This window comes from Sporosarcina sp. ZBG7A, assembly GCF_000813425.1.
Lineage (GTDB): Bacteria > Bacillota > Bacilli > Bacillales_A > Planococcaceae > Sporosarcina.
Map to the genome: position 1 here is coordinate 129,908 of NZ_JWIB01000008.1, position 19,150 is coordinate 149,057.

Annotated in this window: 15 protein-coding genes; all 15 read left to right on the forward strand. The window is 42.3% G+C overall.

Translation table 11 applies throughout. The features are described 5' to 3' along the window. The first annotated feature begins 37 nt into the window (after positions 1-37). The 15 genes from rseP (at position 38) to RL70_RS03140 (ending at position 19,095) form a co-directional block, all read left to right on the forward strand. Entirely contained in the window at positions 38-1,300 is a 1,263-nt protein-coding gene (gene rseP, locus RL70_RS03070; RefSeq protein WP_039041948.1) for an RIP metalloprotease RseP, read from the forward strand. Positions 1,301-1,344: 44 nt separating this feature from the next. Further along, on the forward strand, positions 1,345-2,946 hold the full coding sequence (locus RL70_RS03075; protein WP_039041949.1) for a YbaK/EbsC family protein: 1,602 nt from the start codon (positions 1,345-1,347) through the stop codon (positions 2,944-2,946). Positions 2,947-3,004: 58 nt separating this feature from the next. Next, a complete protein-coding gene (locus tag RL70_RS03080; RefSeq protein ID WP_039041950.1) occupies positions 3,005-7,318 on the forward strand; it encodes a PolC-type DNA polymerase III in 4,314 nt (1,437 codons plus the stop codon). Between the two features lie 309 nt (positions 7,319-7,627). Next, positions 7,628-8,104 carry a ribosome maturation factor RimP gene (gene rimP, locus RL70_RS03085; RefSeq protein WP_039041951.1) on the forward strand — a complete coding sequence of 159 codons (477 nt, stop codon included), beginning with the start codon at positions 7,628-7,630 and terminating at the stop codon, positions 8,102-8,104. A gap of 23 nt (positions 8,105-8,127) precedes the next feature. Next, a complete protein-coding gene (nusA, locus tag RL70_RS03090; RefSeq protein WP_039041952.1) occupies positions 8,128-9,333 on the forward strand; it encodes a transcription termination factor NusA in 1,206 nt (401 codons plus the stop codon). Between the two features lie 24 nt (positions 9,334-9,357). Then, positions 9,358-9,639 (forward strand): RNase P modulator RnpM, encoded by a 282-nt coding sequence (gene rnpM / locus RL70_RS03095; protein WP_039041953.1) that lies wholly within the window; start codon positions 9,358-9,360, stop codon positions 9,637-9,639. Beyond that, complete coding sequence (locus tag RL70_RS03100; protein ID WP_039041954.1) at positions 9,636-9,950, forward strand: YlxQ family RNA-binding protein; 315 nt, start codon at positions 9,636-9,638, stop codon at positions 9,948-9,950. Before rnpM ends, RL70_RS03100 begins: the two co-directional genes overlap by 4 nt. 13 nt (positions 9,951-9,963) lie before the next feature. After that, entirely contained in the window at positions 9,964-12,465 is a 2,502-nt protein-coding gene (gene infB, locus RL70_RS03105; protein WP_039041955.1) for a translation initiation factor IF-2, read from the forward strand. Then, entirely contained in the window at positions 12,462-12,743 is a 282-nt protein-coding gene (locus tag RL70_RS03110; RefSeq protein ID WP_039041956.1) for a DUF503 domain-containing protein, read from the forward strand. The genes infB and RL70_RS03110 overlap by 4 nt, the downstream gene beginning before the upstream one ends. Positions 12,744-12,762: 19 nt before the next feature. Then, on the forward strand, positions 12,763-13,116 hold the full coding sequence (gene rbfA / locus RL70_RS03115; RefSeq protein WP_025785005.1) for a 30S ribosome-binding factor RbfA: 354 nt from the start codon (positions 12,763-12,765) through the stop codon (positions 13,114-13,116). 87 nt (positions 13,117-13,203) lie between these two features. After that, positions 13,204-14,151, forward strand: a complete 948-nt coding sequence (gene truB, locus RL70_RS03120) for a tRNA pseudouridine(55) synthase TruB (protein WP_039041957.1) — start codon at positions 13,204-13,206, stop codon at positions 14,149-14,151. Next, positions 14,138-15,085, forward strand: a complete 948-nt coding sequence (locus tag RL70_RS03125; protein WP_039041958.1) for a bifunctional riboflavin kinase/FAD synthetase — start codon at positions 14,138-14,140, stop codon at positions 15,083-15,085. The genes truB and RL70_RS03125 overlap by 14 nt, the downstream gene beginning before the upstream one ends. 129 nt (positions 15,086-15,214) lie before the next feature. Then, positions 15,215-15,484, forward strand: a complete 270-nt coding sequence (gene rpsO / locus RL70_RS03130) for a 30S ribosomal protein S15 (RefSeq protein ID WP_039041959.1) — start codon at positions 15,215-15,217, stop codon at positions 15,482-15,484. A gap of 185 nt (positions 15,485-15,669) precedes the next feature. Next, positions 15,670-17,787 carry a polyribonucleotide nucleotidyltransferase gene (gene pnp, locus RL70_RS03135; protein WP_039041960.1) on the forward strand — a complete coding sequence of 706 codons (2,118 nt, stop codon included), beginning with the start codon at positions 15,670-15,672 and terminating at the stop codon, positions 17,785-17,787. Positions 17,788-17,865: 78 nt separating this feature from the next. After that, positions 17,866-19,095 (forward strand): pitrilysin family protein, encoded by a 1,230-nt coding sequence (locus RL70_RS03140; protein WP_039041961.1) that lies wholly within the window; start codon positions 17,866-17,868, stop codon positions 19,093-19,095. Positions 19,096-19,150: the final 55 nt, after the last annotated feature.

A 19,150-nucleotide genomic window follows, 5' to 3' on the forward strand; every position in this document is an offset into this window, starting at 1 on the left:
AGTACAGTAGCCTAGAAGGCTGAAAAGGTGGGTATAAATGGCGACGACAGTTATCTCGTTTATAATTATTTTCGGCTCATTAGTCTTTTTCCATGAGTTTGGACACTTTCTATTTGCCAAAAAAGCTGGCATTATGGTCCGTGAATTTGCGATTGGAATGGGACCGAAGATAATTGGTATTCAAAAAGGTGAGACTTTATATACGTTACGCTTACTGCCCCTTGGCGGTTATGTCCGGATGGCTGGAGAAGACTTTGACACAGTTGAATTATTGCCAGGCTATCGTGTAGGTTTAATACTTAATGCACAAGATGAAGTGACTAAAATTTATTTGAATTCAAATGTTTCGAATCCAGATGTGCTCTTTCTTGAAACAGAAGAAGCGGATCTGAATGATAAGTTATTCATTAAAGGATACGATGATGAAGGAAGTCTTGTTCGCTTTTCAGTATCTCGGACGGCTGTCATTCATGAAAAAGGACAGAAGACCCTTATTGCTCCTAAAGATCGACAATTCGACTCGAAACCCCTTATGGGAAGGTTCTTGACGATACTAGCAGGACCGGTCTTTAACTTCATTCTCGCATTTTTTGTCTTTGTTGCACTCGGTTTATTGAATGGTGTTCCAACTAACGAACCCATTATTACCGATGTTCAAGATAACAGTCCAGCTCAAGCAGCTGGTATAGAAAAAGGCGATTATGTAAAATCCTCGAATGGGGTAGCTGTAGATACTTGGACTGAATTCACAGAAACAATTCAAGATAATCCAGGAAATTCTGTTGATTTGGAAGTTGAACGTGACGGGGAAGTTATAACGTTGCAAGTAACTCCAGAAGAAATGGAAGATGCGGGCCAAAAGTTTGGCCAAATAGGTGTTTTCTATACAAGTCCAGTTGAGAAAAATCCTTTGAAAGCCATTGCTTATGGTGCCGAACAAACTTGGTTTTGGATTGCTAAGATATTTGAACTTCTTGGTATGCTGGTAACAGGTCAGTTTACTCTTGATGCCCTATCAGGACCAGTAGGGATTTACAAGGCGACAGAGGAAGTTGCGCAGTATGGTATTTTCAATCTCATGAATTGGGCTGCCGTTTTAAGTATCAACTTAGGAATTATGAACCTTTTACCACTTCCAGCACTTGATGGCGGCCGATTGTTGTTCTTCTTAGTTGAAGCATTGCGTGGGAAACCGATTGATCGCCAAAAAGAAGGTATGGTTCACTTTGTAGGAATCATGCTGCTTATGTTACTCATGCTTGTTGTAACATGGAACGACATTCAAAAGTTCTTTTTCTAGAAATGACGATCTAATCGATCAGAGAGTAACGGAGGCGACGCACGATGAAACAATCAGGTGTATTCATACCCGCTGCTGAAACTTCAACTAACTGTCTGGCAGATCAGCTTCTCACTCAATCTGGTTATGTCCAAGAAACATCTGAAGGTATGTATGCGTACTTCCCATTGGCTGGAAAGGTCTTGGAAAATATAAAACGTGTGATCCGGGAGGAAATGGAGTCAGCACGTGTCCTTGAAGTGGATCTCCCGTATGAACAATTTGAACATGCGACAGGAAAATCAGATGAAATGATTTTCCTGTCATTCATTGCAAATGAAGTTATTAGTTCAGAGCAATTACCCATATCAGTATTTCATATAAAACAGCATATCAGGAAGGCTTGGAAGCCCATTCAGGATTCCAGTCTTCTGTATGCGAAAGAGTATTCGTTGGTAAGTGGATATTCTTTCCACACGGATGTGATTGAAGCGAAAAAAAATGGTGAGACACTTTTTTCTGTCTTTTCAACAATTGCGAATAGAATAGGGATCCCATATCGGGTTATTGAGTCACAAAACGATAATGGAAGAACTGAATACGAGTTTATCGCATTTTCTGAATGCGGCAAAGAATCGTTTGCACAAAGTACGAATTCTCCTTATACGTCAAAAGCAGAACTAGCAGAAGCAGTCCGGGAAGAACTTGAAGAATCCAAAAAGCTGAAGAAAGCTGAAAAAGTTAGCGGGCAAGGTAAAGAAATCGGTCCTCTTGCTGAATCACTTGGATTAGACTGCTCACAAACTATACAAGCATTTCTATATGACATTAATTCGGAACCTGCACTCATTCTTATCCGAGGGGATCACGAACTGAATGAGCTGAAATTGAAGAAAGTATTTGGTACTTCAACTATCAGTTTATTAGACTCGAAGGAAATGAAAAAAGTGTTAGATGTCGAGCTGAAATCGATTGGACCAGTACAATTACCATTTGGTCTACCGGTTTATGCTGACTTTGGTGTATCGTCTATTGTTAATGGGATTTGTGGAGCAAATGAAAAAGATACATTCTTGTTGAATGTCAATCCGGATCGTGATTTTGCAGTCGATCGTTACGTAGACATACGTCTCGTGAAGGAGGGAGAACCCTCACCTGATGGAAATGGTACGATAACATTTCGTCAAGGCGTCACATTCGCCCGAATTATTGAACCTGAACCAGTATTTAGTAAAATTAACGTTGCCAACAAGGATTCCCTTGAAATCTTAACGGGATATTATTATATGGATATGACACGCCTATTTGCAGTAACTGCTGAACATTTCAGTGATTCACTTGGATTGAAATGGCCAATTCAACTTGCCCCATATGACATTCATTTATTGATTGAAGATACGGAAGATGAAATCCAACAGCAGCTAGCTGAAGAGATTCACTCAGTCATGAATGGATATCGGTATCGTGTGCTGTTTGATGATCGAAACGTAAGCTCTGATAGTAAGCGTAAAACTTCGAATAAGTTAGGCGTTCCAGTGAAAATAGTGGTTGGTGATGAAGCTTCTGCTGGAATGGTGGAAGTCACTTATCGAACAATGGGTGAGGCAGTTAGCATGCGGAAAGAAGAAGTGACAGAAAAACTTCAGGAATTTTTCAGAACAGAGTAAAGACATGGGAAGGCCGACTTACGGTCCTTCCCTTCTTTTTACGGGAAAGGAGAGACGGATGGACGCTAAAAGAAAGATGTCAATGTTACTCCAACAAATTGGACTTACGGAAGATGCGTTTGTCATGCATTTTCAAGATGCAGAGCTAGAGCGGGTGGATATTTACAAAAAATCGAAGGTGTGGCAATTCACCGTAACGCTAGAGAATTCATTGCCGTTTGATGTATTTCAGCTATTCCGCAAAAGAGTTGAACAAGCATTTTCTAATATCGCGGCAATTCGTTTACAAATCAGTACGAAAACAGAAGTGAATGATGCAGAAATGATCATTGCCTACTGGCCAGCGATTATGGACGAGTTAGGTGAAGTTTCTCCGCCAATACGGGAAGCGCTAACTTCACAAAAACCAGTTTTATCTGGTGATAAAATCACGGTTTGTTGTGTAAATGATGTTCAACAACGGACATTGAAAAATAAGTATGGGCATCTCATTTCGAATGCTTATGAGTCATTCGGATTTCCTCGGATCTATCCAGAATTTACGATTTCTGAATCTCCTGTTGAAGAAGAACAAGCCCGAGTTGCATTCTTTGAGGAGCGTAAAGCTGAAGAAGTTGCGTATGCACAAAAAGCATTAGAAGCGATGCAACAAAGAGAGACAACGAAAAAAGAGAGCGACGGAGTTCCAAGTGGACCGATTTCTCTTGGCACACCAATCCGTGCGGATGAACCACTACTAGAAATCCAACAAATACAAGATGAAGAACGACGTGTAGCAATAGAAGGCTATGTGTTTGATGCTGAAGTAAGAGAGCTGAGAAGTGGACGATCACTGTTAACGCTAAAAGTGACCGATTACACCGATTCAATTCTTGTGAAAATGTTCTCACGTGATAACGAAGACGCAGAACTCATGAAAGCACTCACGAAAGGGAAATGGGTGAGAGCACGGGGAAGTATTCAAAACGATACATTCGTCCGTGACCTGATCATGATGGCGCAAGATATTATGGAAGTTGCTCCGGTTGTTAAGAAAGACAAAGCACCTGAAGGACGGAAGCGTGTTGAATTACATACCCATACGAAGCTTAGTCAGATGGATGGGGTTTCGTCTGCCGCTGCACTTGTTGGACAGGCTGCAAAATGGGGCCATCCTGCAATTGCAATTACAGACCACGCGAACGTACAAGCTTTCCCTGATGCTTATAACGCGGGTAAAAAGCATGGCATAAAAGTTTTGTTTGGCTTGGAAGCAAATCTTGTGGACGATGGTGTTCCAATCGTCTATGACGAACAGCATCGTCTGCTTGAAGACGATACGTATGTTGTATTCGACGTAGAGACGACTGGTTTATCCGCTGTGTATGACACGGTGATTGAACTTGCCGCTGTTCGTGTCAAAAACGGAGAAATTTTAGACACGTTTGAGCGTTTTTCCAATCCCCATCATCCTTTATCATCTACAACGACAGAATTGACTGGAATTACAGACGATATGGTGAAAGACGCACCTGAAGTTTCAGAAGTGATGATCGATTTCATTGAGTTTATTGGTGATTCAATTTTGGTTGCTCACAACGCTTCGTTTGATATGGGATTCTTTTACGAGTCCTGCAAGAAAGCGGGCATAGAAACTGCAGATTACCCTACAATCGATACGTTAGAACTAGCACGCCTTCTGTACCCGGATCTCAGAAACCATCGTCTCAATACATTAGCTAAGAAATTCGATATCGACTTGACTCAGCATCACCGGGCTATTTACGATACAGAAGCGACTGCTCATCTGTTTGTAAGGCTGATGAAAGATGCTACAGAAAAAGGGATCACCTGGTTGGATGATTTCAACAAAAATGTAGGGGAAGGGGATGCATATAAGCGTTCACGACCTAATCATTGCACGTTACTTGCTACCAGTGATGAAGGATTGAAGAACTTATTCAAACTCGTCTCTTTCTCTCACATGAATTATTTTTATAGAGTGCCAAGAATTCCACGATCATTACTCGTGAAATATCGAAAAGGGCTACTTGTCGGTTCTGGATGTGACAAAGGTGAAGTATTTGAAGCGCTCATGCAAAAGTCAATCGAAGAGGCGGAAGAAGTTGCGGGATTCTATGATTACTTGGAACTTCATCCAAAACCGGTTTACAATCATCTGATCGAATTAGATCTCATTCGTGATGAATGGAACTTGGAAGACATTATGCGCAAGATGATTAAACTCGGTAAAAAGACGGGACTTCCTGTAGCAGCTACAGGAAACGTACATTATATCGATGAAACGGATGCAGCCTATCGTCAAGTATTGGTTCGTTCCCAAGGAGGGGCGAATCCAATGAATCGTCATGAACTCCCTGCAGTCCATTTCAGAACAACGGATGAAATGTTAGAGGAATTTGCGTTTTTAGGATCAGAAACTGCCGAACAAATTGTGATTGATAATCCTCTTGCCATTGTAGAAAGAGTGGGAGATGTCAAACCGATTAAAGATGACTTGTATCCGCCTGAAATTGAAGGGGCTGACGAAGAAGTGCGCCAGCTAACGTATACTATGGCGCATAAAATCTACGGGGAGACTTTACCAGAAATTATAGAAGCTCGAATTGATAAAGAGCTAAAATCGATTATTGGAAATGGGTTCGCCGTTATTTATTTGATATCACATAAGTTAGTTAAAAAATCTTTGGATGATGGCTATTTAGTTGGTTCGCGTGGTTCGGTTGGCTCTTCTCTAGTTGCAACAATGATGGAGATTACAGAAGTGAATCCAATGCCACCGCATTATGTATGTCCAACGTGTAAGCAGTCCGAGTTCTTTTCCGATGGCTCTGTGGGTTCAGGTTTTGACTTACCAAACAAAAATTGCCCGACTTGCGACGTCCCTTATACAAAGGATGGACATGACATCCCGTTTGAAACGTTTCTTGGATTTAACGGTGATAAAGTACCGGATATTGACTTGAACTTCAGTGGTGAGTATCAGGCGAATGCCCATAATTACACAAAAGAACTTTTCGGGGAAGACTATGTGTACAGAGCTGGTACGATTGGTACTGTCGCTGAAAAAACAGCTTATGGATATGTCCGCGGGTATATGAACGATAACGGGATTAATTTAAGAGGTGCTGAAATTGACCGTCTCGTTCAAGGATGCACAGGTGTTAAACGTAATACTGGTCAACATCCAGGCGGTATTATCGTAGTTCCAGACAATATGGAAATCTATGATTTTACTCCGATTCAATTCCCGGCGGATGATGTTGGTTCGAGTTGGAAAACGACTCACTTTGATTTCCACTCCATTGATAATAACTTATTGAAGCTCGATATTTTAGGACATGATGATCCGACAATGATAAAGATGTTAGAAGACTTATCCGGGATTGATCCTAAAACCATCCCACCTGACGATCCAGGAGTAATGGCTTTGTTTAGTGGGACAGACTCACTTGGGGTAACTGAAGAACAGATCAACTGTAAAACCGGGACACTTGGTGTGCCAGAGTTTGGTACACGATTCGTTCGTCAAATGTTAGAAGAAACGAAGCCTTCAACGTTTTCTGAGCTCATACAAATTTCTGGATTATCTCATGGAACCGACGTATGGCTTGGCAACGCACAGGAATTGATACAGAACAAAACGTGTGTCCTTGCAGAAGTAATCGGGTGTCGTGACGATATTATGGTGTATTTAATCTACCAAGGGCTTGAACCGGCTATTGCCTTTAAAATTATGGAGTCTGTCCGAAAGGGTAAAGGCTTAACACCAGAATTTGAAGAGGAAATGAAAAAGAACAAGGTTCCAGCGTGGTATATTGCATCTTGTAAAAAGATTAAGTACATGTTCCCGAAAGCACACGCAGCAGCTTATGTTCTCATGGCACTCCGTATTGCGTACTTTAAAGTACACCACCCAATTATGTACTACGCAACGTATTTTACTGTGCGTGCGACAGACTATGATTTGGCAACGATGATTAAAGGACCTGCATCAATACGAGTAAAGGCAAAAGAAATTTATGACAAAGGCCTTGAAGCTTCACCGAAAGAAAAAAGCTTAGTCACCGTATTGGAAATTGCATTAGAGATGTGTGAACGCGGATATACATTTGCAAAACCTGATTTGTACAAGTCATCCGCTGATGAATTCATTATTGAAGGAAACACACTCATACCACCATTCAATTCCATCCCATCCCTCGGAACAAATGTTGCGAAGACTATTGTAGAGGTAAGGGAAGATGGAGAATTCCTTTCAAAAGAAGATCTTCAGCGACGAGGGCGTGTATCTAAGACAATTACGGAATATATGGACTCACTTGGCTGTTTAGAAGGATTACCGGAAATGAATCAACTTTCTCTGTTCTAAGTAGTGAAATGTATTCCAATGTCTGCTTAAGATGAAATATTGATGATTGCAGTGGGAGCCCATCGAAAAAAAGCTTCCACCAATGAGAGAACTCAATATCTTCTTTTATCAGATATTTGTTGAAAGTGTTGGTATGATAAGCCTTTAATCCAAGTTATACATTTGGAAAATTTGCGCGGTATATGAATGTATGGTACAATTGAAACAACTTTTGCTATAGTCTTACGCGAAAAGAGTGGGATTCCCCGCTCTTTTCTGTTGTCTGCCGTTATTATTTAAGCAAATTACAACCTGCAAGGGAGGGGTAAGATGAGTAAAATTACTGAAGAGGTAGAAGCGTTAGTGCTCCCGATTGTCAATGAGTTAGCGCTAGAACTAGTCGACATCGAGTTTTTGAAAGAAGGAAGAGATTGGTTTTTGCGCGTCTACGTTGATACGCAGGAAGGGAACATCGATATACTTCAATGTGCTCAAGTAAGTGAACGCCTAAGTGAAGAACTGGATCGTACGGATCCAATTCCGCAAAACTACTTTTTGGAGGTATCTTCTCCAGGAGCAGAACGACCGCTTAAAAAAGAACAAGACTTCGAGAAAGCGGTTGGTCAGTACATTTATGTGAAAACTTATGAGCCAGTTAAAGATATGAAAGAATTTGAAGGTCACCTACTAGTCAACGAACCAGATGCAGTTGAACTTCAAATTCGTATTAAGACACGTACATTGACAGTCAGAATCGATAAGCAAAAGATTGCAGTTGCACGATATGCAATCGACTTTTCTGCATAATTGAATAATCAGGAGTGATGAACATGAGTAGTGATCTTCTCGATGCATTAACAGCATTAGAAAAGCAAAAAGGCATATCTAGAGAGATATTAGTGGACGCTATTGAAGCGGCGCTCGTAACTGCGTACAAACGAAACTTCAATCAAGCTCAAAACGTCCGCGTGGACTTGAATTTAGGAGTAGGAACTATTAAAGTCTTATCACGTAAAGATGTGGTAGCAGATGAAGTGGAAGATGATCGTCTGCAAATTTCACTTGAAGACGCATTGCTTATAAACCCAGCTTATGAAGTTGGAGACATCGTTGAGCAAGAAGTGACACCTCGCGACTTTGGACGAATTGCTGCGCAAACTGCAAAACAAGTCGTTACCCAACGTGTACGTGAAGCTGAACGCGGCCTTATTTATGAAGAGTATATTGATCGTGAAGACGATATCGTCAATGGAATTGTAGAGCGCTTTGACGCTCGCAATCTGTATGTAGGCTTAGGGAAAGTGGAAGCTGTACTTCCGATGACCGAGCAAATTGCATCTGAAAAGTATAACCCACACGAACGCATTAAAGTGTATATTACAAAAGTGGAGCGCACTTCACGCGGACCACAAGTGTTTGTATCCCGTACACACCCTGGCCTTTTGCGCCGTCTGTTTGAAATGGAAGTTCCTGAAATCTTTGAAGGAATTGTAGAAATCAAATCCATCGCTCGAGAAGCGGGCGATCGTTCGAAGATTTCTGTCTTTACAACAAATGAAGAAGTAGATCCAGTTGGTTCTTGTGTTGGTGCACGTGGGGCTCGGGTTCAATCTATTTCAAATGAACTTAATGGTGAAAAAGTCGATATTGTGGAATGGTCAGAAGATCCAGTTGTCTTTGTTGCGAACGCACTTAGTCCTTCAAAAGTATTGGACGTTCAAGTGAAAGAAGAAGATCGTTCAACAACTGTTGTCGTACCAGATTACCAATTGTCACTTGCTATCGGTAAGCGCGGTCAAAATGCACGTTTAGCCGCAAAATTGACTGGCTGGAAGATTGACATTAAAAGTGAAACAGATGCTCGTGAACTAGGAATTTATCCTCGTTTTGAAGAAGAACAAACTGAGGTAGAATACGATGAAGAGTCTGAGCAAGTAGATGTTTATTCAGATGATGAAACGACGCTAGATTCAACTGAAGAGTCGGAAGAAATCGATGAGGATTCAATCGACTTGTATTCAGATGAACATCAATAAGTAGTTACGAAAGGGTGCATACGCATGGCAGTCAATAATCGAAAAGTGCCGTTGCGCAAGTGTGCAGCTACCGGCCAAATGTTTCCTAAGAAAGACATGATCCGCGTCGTCCGCACTAAAGAAGGCGATGTATCAGTCGATTTGACTGGTAAGAAATCCGGTCGTGGAACATATGTATCGAAATCTGAAGCAGCTGTAGAAAAAGCGCAAGCGACTCGTGCACTTGAGAGTCAACTGAGCAGTGCTGTTCCGGAACAAGTGTATGCTGATCTTTTGCATGCAATTCGGAGAGAGGCCATCAAATGATTTCAAATGAGACTAAAATTTTTCAATTGCTAGGATTAGCAGCACGAGCAAGGAAACTTACCACTGGTGAAGAGCTTGTAGTTTCTGAAGTTCGGGCACAAAAAGCAAAACTTGTTATACTATCAGAAGACGCATCCGATAACACCAAAAAGAAACTGTCGGATAAATGTAATAGCTACAACGTTGAGAAGCATGTTTTTGGGAGCCGCGAAGCACTCGGGCATGCAATCGGAAAAGAGTCGCGGGTCGTCCTCGCGGTAACGGACAGTGGTTTTGCTAAAAAGCTGTCCTCGCTCCTCAACGAATTATAACGGGGGTGGGCTAATGACGAAAATACGTGTACATGAATACGCGAAGAAGGTTAACAAATCAAGCAAAGAGGTCATTGAAGAACTAGGTAAAATGAATGTGGATGTTACGAACCACATGTCTATGATCGATACAAGCTCTGCGGAGAAATTGGATAAGAAGTTTACAACTTCGAAAAATGCTCCAACCAACAACCAAAGTGCCCCTCGTCCACAAGGCCAAACAGGCAACCGTCCACAGGGGCAAGGCAATAGCCGACCGCAAGGCCAAACAAGCAACCGTCCACAGGGGCAAGGCAATAGCCGACCACAAGGTCAAACGGGAAGCCGTCCGCAGGGACAAAGCAATAGCCGACCACAAGGCCAAACAGGAAGCCGTCCGCAGGGACAGGGCAGCACTCGCCCAACAGGCCAAACGGGTAACCGTCCTCAAGGACAAAGCACGAATCGTCCACAAGGCCAAGCAGGCACTCGCCCGCAAGGTCAAGGCGGCAATAGCCGACCACAAGGCCAGTCTGCCAATCGTCCTCAGGGACAAACGAGCAGCCGTCCAGCAAGTGGCGGTCAAGGCACTCCATCAACTGGAGGACAAAACCGTCCTAACCAAGGGCCATCTTCTCAAAACCGTCAAGGCGGTGGCGGAGGGAATCGTCGTGGCGGACGTCCGCCAGCACGAGGTATTAACCAAGGTCGCCGCAGACACCGTCCGGCGAACCCAATGCCTAAAGTGGAAAAGCCGTTACCAGAAAAAATTACGTTTTATGAGTCACTTTCTGTTGGAGAACTTGCGAACAAACTAGGTCGCGAGCCATCTGAAATTATTAAAAAGTTATTCCTTCTTGGTGTAATGGCTACCATTAACCAGGAGCTTGATAAAGATGCAATTGAACTGATTTGTGCAGAGTACGATGTTGAAGTAGAAGAGGAAATCCGCATTGATGTAACAGATCTTGAAATCTATTTTGAAGATCCAGATACTGATGGTGATGCAGTAGAATCTGATACAGAAGCAATTGAACGTCCACCAGTTGTTACGATCATGGGACACGTAGACCATGGTAAAACAACATTACTCGATTCCATTCGGGATACGAAAGTCACACAAGGTGAAGCTGGCGGAATCACTCAGCATATCGGAGCATACCAAATCAAATCTAACGGTAAAAAGATTACGTTCCTTGATACACCAGGACACGCAGCATTCACAACAATGCGAGCACGTGGTGCAAAGGTTACTGACCTTACAATCCTTGTCGTAGCTGCTGATGATGGAGTAATGCCACAAACTGTTGAAGCGATTAACCACGCGAAAGCAGCAGAAGTTCCTATCATTGTTGCTGTCAACAAAATGGATAAACCATCTGCTAATCCAGATCGCGTCATGCAAGAATTGACAGAACACGGCTTAGTTTCTGAAGCTTGGGGCGGAGATACAATCTTTGTTGAAATTTCTGCACTTAAAGGTGAAGGAATTGACCAGTTGATTGAAATGATTCTCCTTGTGGCTGAAGTTGCTGAATTGAAGGCGGATCCAGGCGTTCGAGCTAAAGGAACAGTAATTGAGGCGCAACTCGACCGTGGTCGTGGTGCAGTGGCTTCACTACTCGTTCAAGATGGTACACTTCGTATTGGTGATCCAGTTGTAGTCGGAAACACATACGGACGAGTACGTGCGATGATTAATGACGTGGGTCGCCGGGTTAAAGAAGCAGGCCCTTCTGCGCCGGTTGAAATTACAGGTCTTAGCAACGTCCCTCAAGCAGGTGATCGTTTCGTAGTCTTCAAAGATGAGAAAACTGCCCGTCAAATCGGTGAAAGCCGTGCTGGGGAAGCAATCCAAGAACAACGTACAGAAAAAACGCGCGTAACATTGGATAACTTGTTCGATCAGATGAAGGAAGGCGAAATGAAAGAATTGAACCTGATTGTTAAAGCTGATGTTCAAGGTACAGTGGAAGCAATGGCCGCTTCTCTCATGAAGATTGATGTAGAAGGTGTCAATGTGAAAATCATTCACACTGGTGCTGGCGCTATCAATGAATCAGATATTTCCTTAGCTGCTGCTTCAAACGCAATCGTCATCGGATTCAACGTACGTCCAGATGTCAATGCAAAACGTGCTGCTGATGAAGAGGGCGTAGACATTCGTCTGCACCGTGTCATCTATAAAGTTGTAGAAGAAATTGAATCTGCAATGAAAGGTATGCTTGATCCTGAATTTGAAGAAAAAGTAATCGGTCAAGTAGAAGTCCGTGAAACATTCAAAGTTTCTAAAATCGGTACAATTGCCGGAAGTTATGTAACTGATGGTAAGATAACAAGAGATTCCTCAGTTCGTATTTACCGAGACAACATCGTCATTTTTGAAGGAGAATTGGATACATTAAAACGCTTCAAAGATGATGCCAAAGAAGTCGCAAAAGGATACGAGTGTGGAATTACGATTAAGAACTTCAATGATGTAAAAGAAGGCGACATTATTGAGCCGTACATCATGCAGGAAATTAAGCGCGTGTGATTGTTTATGCAGAGTGTTCGTTCATCATTCCAATGGCGGCTTCTCTAAAAGATAAACGTTCCGTGCTTAAACGAATGATCGATCGTGTTAAAAATGGGTATAATGTTTCTATAGCTGAATTGGATCATCAAGATCTCTGGCAACGTACAACACTGGGTGTTGTCGCAATTGCCTCTTCAACGGAAGCCGCTGAACGTGAAATTCATCGCGTTCAGCGATTTCTTGAGTCCAATCCAGAGTGGGAACTAACTGAAATACAGATTGACTATCCAGGATAGTGAAGCGGGGTGAAACTCCATGTCAATGCGTGTTAATCGAGTTGCAGAACAAATGAAAAAAGAGCTCGGTGACATTATAGGCCAACGTCTAAAAGATCCTCGCATTGGTTTCGTCACAGTTACCGATGTGGAAGTAACAGGGGATCTACAACAGGCAACGATCTATATTTCTGTTCTTGGAAAAGATTCTGAGAGAGAAGCGTCACTAGAAGGGCTAAAGAAAGCAAAAGGATTCATCCGCTCTGAAATTGGAAAACGAATCCGTTTAAGAAAAACACCAGAGATCGATTTCGCGTTTGATGAATCCGTCGCATACGGCAACCGAATCGAATCACTTCTACGTGAAGTGAAGGACGACGAGTCGGACAATTAAACAAAAGGGATCGGTATCCAATTGGATTTCCGATCCCTTTTTACGTTTACATAGCATTTAACTAGTTGGATAAGAGGAGGCGATGAAATGGACGGAATCCTGCCGCTGTGGAAAGAAAAAGGGTTGACCTCACATGATTGTGTATTTAAATTACGGAAAATTCTCCGCACGAAAAAAGTAGGGCATACAGGCACTCTTGACCCGAATGTAGAGGGTGTCCTTCCGATTTGCATCGGCTCAGCCACTAAAGTCGCATCGTACATTACAGATTCAGGAAAAGAATACATTGCTGAAGTATTAATTGGAAAGGCAACCGAAACTGAAGATGCGGATGGGGCTGTTGTTCAGGAGGATTTATCGGAAAAGGTAATCACTCGTGAACAAATCCTGCAAGCATTAGAATCTTTGACAGGTTCTATCACACAAATTCCACCCATGTATTCTGCTGTTAAAGTAAATGGAAGAAAGCTTTACGAGTATGCAAGAAAAGGAATTGAAGTGGAACGCCCAGAACGGATAGTCCACATCCATGAAATCGAGTTAATAAGTGAAGATGAGCAATTCAAGGGAGTTGAGCCTCGTTTTACCATTAGAGTTTCTTGTGGTAAAGGGACGTACATCCGTACACTTGCAGTTCAAATAGGAGAAAAACTTGGGTATCCTGCTCATATGTCCCAATTAGTTAGAACGGCTTCTGGAACGTTTACACAAAATGACTGTCGCACGATTGATGAAGTGCGCGAGATGCAAGATGCAGGTATTCTTGAAACGTTTTTAAAACCTTTGGAATCAGCATTAAATGGAATTGTTGAGGTGCAATTGGATGAAAATGAAGAACTGCTAACCAAGATTTTAAATGGCCAAGTTCTACCCCTTCATCCGATTTTCGATTCAGTAGACGAAGCCCTGTTTGTGTTAAACAGTAAAGCTCTAGCCGTGTACGCGCCTCATCCAGAAAAACAAGGGCTAATGAAACCGGTGAAAATGTTCCCGGTTAATAGAGCAGAGGAGGACAAGGACCGTGGAAATAATTGAGTTGCAAGTTGACCATGGGATCGTTCAAAATATTGACAAAGAATTCTCAGTAGCTATCGGTTTTTTCGATGGATTGCATGAAGGTCATCAGACAGTCATACAACGCGCCATTGACACATCAAAACAACTAGATGTTTTACCAGCTGTCATGACATTCAATCCGCATCCATCTCATCTATTTTCGGGTGAAAAAGGAAAGATTGGTTACATCACGCCTTTGGAAGAGAAAAAGAGGATTCTTAATGAAATGGGCATAGACACATTGTTTATCGTTACATTTGATCGTGGCCTTGCTGACTTGACGCCGGAAGAATTTGTTGACCAAGTGTTGAAAAAGTTGAATGTGCGTCATGTAACAGCTGGTTTTGACTTTACATTTGGTGCAAAAGGTAAAGGAACAATGGATCAGATGGCTTCTCTAGCGAATGGAGCATTTGGTACGACACAGGTAGAAAAAGTTGCTGAGAATGATGAAAAAATTTCATCCACACGTATCCGCAAGTTACTGGCAGAAGGAGATGTAGCAAAAACTGCATCGTTACTTGGCAGACCATTTCGTTCAATCGGCAAAGTAGTAGATGGGGATAAGCGTGGTAGGCAGCTTGGTTTTCCAACCGCAAATATTATCCCGGGTGCTGAACTCATAGTTCCGCAAAATGGAGTCTATGCAGTTCGATTTACAGTAGACGGCACTACTTATGATGGAGTTTGTAATATCGGCGTTAAGCCAACCTTTGATCATCCTGATGAGGCACGAAAAACGATTGAAGTGAATGTCTTCAATTTTGATGGAGATCTATACGGCAAACAAGGAATTGTTGACTGGATTGCCCATATTAGACCTGAACAGAAATTCGATTCAATTGAAATGCTAAAAAATCAAATTGCGAAAGATAAAGAAACCGCAAAAAAGATTCTTTCTGAAAAAGACTGACGGTTGCAAGGGGAAGTTGCGCATGCTATGATAGGTGAGTGTACAGTGTACACGAACCTTTCCTTGGCATAACGATTCACCAACGTATGCTTGGGACTTGGGGATATTAAAGAATGGGAGGTGACTAGGATGGCTATTACACAAGAGCGTAAACATGAATTGATCAACGAATTCAAGATTCATGAAAACGACACAGGGTCTGCAGATGTTCAGATCGCTATCCTTACTGAAGAGATCAACAACTTGAACGAGCACTTGCGTTCACACAAGAAGGATAACCACTCACGCCGCGGTCTTTATAAGATGGTCGGTACACGTCGTCGTCTTTTGAAATTCTTGCGTGAAACAGAAGTTGCACGTTACCGTGATCTAATCGCTAAACTCGGCCTACGCCGTTAATATTGACAACCGAAAAAGCGGGCTTTGCCCGCTTTTTTCTATGCAAACGGACGGTTTTTCAGACGCCTTTGCTCCCTAAACCCCATTACTTAATGAAATATTTCGCAAACCATTGCTTAATTTGATACACTATTACGTAATACATACTACGTATACACTGGATGTAAATCGAGAGGAGATCAATCATGACAGAACATAAAAAGTTTACAATGGATTGGGCTGGCAGAGAGCTCACCATCGAAACAGGACAGCTCGCTAAGCAAGCAAACGGGGCTGTTTTCGTACGCTACGGAGAAACGACAGTCCTCTCTACTGCAACAGCTTCTAAAAAGCCAAAAGCATTGGATTTCTTCCCCCTTACTGTGAATTATGAAGAACGTCTATATGCAGTTGGTAAAATCCCAGGAGGATTCATCAAGCGTGAAGGACGTCCTTCTGAAAAAGCAATTTTGACGAGCCGTTTAATTGACCGTCCAATTAGACCTCTATTTCCTGAAGGATTCCGTAATGACTTGCAAGTAATTTCACTTGTAATGTCAGTGGATCAAGACTGTTCGTCAGAAATGGCAGCAATGATCGGTTCATCACTTGCAATTTCCATTTCAGATATTCCATTTGATGGTCCAATTGCAGGCGTTCAAATTGGTCGTTTAAATGGCGAATTCATCGTCAATCCTACACCAACACAACTTGAAGCAAGCGAGCTTGACCTTGTTGTAGCCGGTACAAAAGATGCAATCAATATGGTTGAAGCAGGCGCGAAAGAAGTGTCTGAAGATATTATGTTGGAAGCAATCATGTTTGGTCATGATGAAATCAAAAAACTCGTTGCCTTCCAAGAGAAAATCATTGCAGAAGTAGGCAAAGAAAAGATGGAGATCGAATTGTTCCAACTCGATCAGGATCTTGTTGCATCGATTAAAGAGAGCTGTAATAGCGACTTAGTCCAAGCAATTCAGACTGAAGAAAAGCATGCACGTGAAGAAGCAATCACTGCAGTGAAAAACGAAGTGATTGCACGTTACGAAGAAAACGAAGCGGATGACGCGACGATGAAGCAAGTTCGTAACGTCTTAGAAAAGCTTGTGAAGGACGAAGTACGTCGTCTAATTACAGATGAAAAAGTACGTCCAGATGGTCGTGGACTTGAAGAAATCCGTCCACTATCTTCAGAAACAGGCATTCTTCCTAGAGCGCACGGTTCAGGTCTATTTACACGCGGACAAACTCAAGCGCTTAGCGTATGTACACTAGGTGCACTCGGTGAAGTACAAATTATTGATGGGCTGGGGCTGGAAGAAACAAAACGCTTCATGCACCACTATAACTTCCCGAACTTCAGTGTTGGAGAAACAGGTCCAATCCGCGCTCCAGGTCGTCGTGAAATTGGTCACGGTGCACTGGGAGAGCGCGCACTTTCAACAATTATTCCAGATGAAAAAGAGTTCCCATATACAATTCGTCTTGTTGCTGAAGTTCTTGAATCTAACGGTTCTTCATCTCAGGCATCGATTTGTGCATCCACTATGGCTATGATGAATGCAGGTGTTCCAATCAAAGCTCCAGTTGCAGGAATTGCAATGGGACTTGTGAAAAAAGGAGACAACTACTCAGTACTGTCTGATATCCAAGGAATGGAAGACCACCTAGGAGATATGGACTTTAAAGTAGCGGGTACTTCTGAAGGAATTACAGCACTTCAAATGGATATTAAAATCGATGGTCTTTCACGACAAATCTTAGAAGAAGCTTTGGCACAAGCAAAAATCGGCCGTATGAAAATTCTTGGTCATATGCTTGAAACGATTGCACAGCCAGCACAAGAGCTTTCGAAATATGCTCCTAAGATTATTATGATTCATATCAATCCAGACAAGATCCGTGATGTTATCGGACCTGGTGGAAAAGTTATCAACAAGATTATTGAAGAAACTGGCGTGAAAATCGATACAGAACAAGATGGGACAATCTACATTTCGTCTCCTGATTCTGAGATGAACGACAAAGCGAAGAAGATGATTGAAAACATCGTCCGCGAAGCAAAAGTCGGAGAATATTACATGGCAAAAGTGAAACGCATTGAAAAATTCGGTGCTTTCCTTGAGTTATTCCCAGGAAAAGATGGATTGCTCCACATTTCCGAAATTCAAGAAGAACGTACGAAAGCAGTAGAAGACGTTATGAAATTGGGTGACGAACTCTTCGTCAAAGTCATCGAAATTGACAACCAAGGTCGCGTTAACTTATCTCGTAAAATTGTCATAAAAGAAGAAAAAGAAAAAGCAGAACAAAAAGGCGAGTAATTTATATCGCAAGAAGCCTCCCTCCCACAGTTGTGAGAGCGGGGCTTTTTTGTTTATGTAGAATCGGGAGGCACAACAATGGTAACTATACAAACATTAGAAAATGGCGTAAGGGTCGTAAGTGAAGCTATATCCCACGCCCGTTCGGTATCTCTTGGGATATGGGTAAAAGTAGGGTCTTCCGAAGAACTAAACGGTGAGGAAGGCATTGCACATTTCATTGAGCACATGCTCTTTAAAGGCACCACGTCCCTGACAGCAAAAGAAATCGCACAACAATTTGATCGATTTGGAGGTGATATCAACGCCTTTACAACAAAGGAAGCGACTTGTTTCTACGCAACCGTTTTAGAAGATCGCGCAGAAGACGCAGCCCGCATTTTAGCAGATATGCTGTTGAATTCTAAATTAGATGAGTTGGAAATGGCAAAAGAAAAATCCGTTATTATCGACGAGCTCGCATCCGTTGAGGATTCGCCAGAAGAAGATGCGGATGAGCGCTTATGGGCACTCATGTATCCCGACCATTCCATAGGTAAACCGATTGGCGGTACACCAGGGCGTGTTCAGTCTTTTACTAGGCAGAACCTTGTCTCATTCATGAATCGTTTTTATACACCGGACCGGATTGTCATTTCTGTTGCAGGGAATTTTGATAATTCCTTGTTACAAGCGATTGAGCAACTATTTGGGACATTTAGCAAGCCCATTTCAAACGAGCCACGCCCAACTTTGAAACAGGCTACTTTCAAAAGTAGAGAAGGACGAAAATCAAAAGATATCGAGCAATCTCATCTGTTCTTAGGCTATCCTGGACTTCCCCTCAAGCACCCTGACATATACAGCTTGGCATTGCTCGATAGTATTCTTGGAGGAACTATGTCATCGCGATTGTTCCAAGAAGTGAGAGAAGAAAAAGGTTTGGCGTACTCGGTTTACTCTTACTATGCTTCTCATGCAGATGAAGGTGCATTCGTCATTGGTTGCGCAGCTTCTCCAGAGAACGAACAACAGTTATTTGAAACCGTTCAATCCGTTATTCACGAGATCATCGAGCGTGGAGTAACTGCTGAAGAACTCAGAAATGCAAAAGAACAAATGCGCGGAAGTTACTTAATCGGATTAGAGAGTACAGAAGCAAGAATGCATCGAAATGGTAATAACGAGTTGATCCTTGGTGAACATCGTTCGGAAGAAGAAATCATCGCTCGGATCCAAGCTGTTACGACAAAAGACGTAGCGGAAATGGCAAATACGTTGCTAGGGAATGCACCTGCAATATCCATTCTTTCTCCAAATCAAGACTAATGAAACGGATTGTCAGCTTTTCACATGTTCAATCATAGACTAGTTGTAAAGAGAC

Bases quoted from the DNA above. Each gene is read 5' to 3' on its own strand.
- rbfA (WP_025785005.1), top strand. From the start codon at position 12,763: ATGTCAATGCGTGTTAATCGAGTTGCAGAACAAATGAAAAAAGAGCTC.
- truB (WP_039041957.1), top strand. From the start codon at position 13,204: ATGGACGGAATCCTGCCGCTGTGGAAAGAAAAAGGGTTGACCTCACAT.
- RL70_RS03075 (WP_039041949.1), top strand. From the start codon at position 1,345: ATGAAACAATCAGGTGTATTCATACCCGCTGCTGAAACTTCAACTAAC.
- rimP (WP_039041951.1), top strand. From the start codon at position 7,628: ATGAGTAAAATTACTGAAGAGGTAGAAGCGTTAGTGCTCCCGATTGTC.
- RL70_RS03100 (WP_039041954.1), top strand. From the start codon at position 9,636: ATGATTTCAAATGAGACTAAAATTTTTCAATTGCTAGGATTAGCAGCA.
- RL70_RS03080 (WP_039041950.1), top strand. From the start codon at position 3,005: ATGGACGCTAAAAGAAAGATGTCAATGTTACTCCAACAAATTGGACTT.
- pnp (WP_039041960.1), top strand. From the start codon at position 15,670: ATGACAGAACATAAAAAGTTTACAATGGATTGGGCTGGCAGAGAGCTC.
- rnpM (WP_039041953.1), top strand. From the start codon at position 9,358: ATGGCAGTCAATAATCGAAAAGTGCCGTTGCGCAAGTGTGCAGCTACC.
- nusA (WP_039041952.1), top strand. From the start codon at position 8,128: ATGAGTAGTGATCTTCTCGATGCATTAACAGCATTAGAAAAGCAAAAA.
- rseP (WP_039041948.1), top strand. From the start codon at position 38: ATGGCGACGACAGTTATCTCGTTTATAATTATTTTCGGCTCATTAGTC.
- RL70_RS03140 (WP_039041961.1), top strand. From the start codon at position 17,866: ATGGTAACTATACAAACATTAGAAAATGGCGTAAGGGTCGTAAGTGAA.
- rpsO (WP_039041959.1), top strand. From the start codon at position 15,215: ATGGCTATTACACAAGAGCGTAAACATGAATTGATCAACGAATTCAAG.
- infB (WP_039041955.1), top strand. From the start codon at position 9,964: ATGACGAAAATACGTGTACATGAATACGCGAAGAAGGTTAACAAATCA.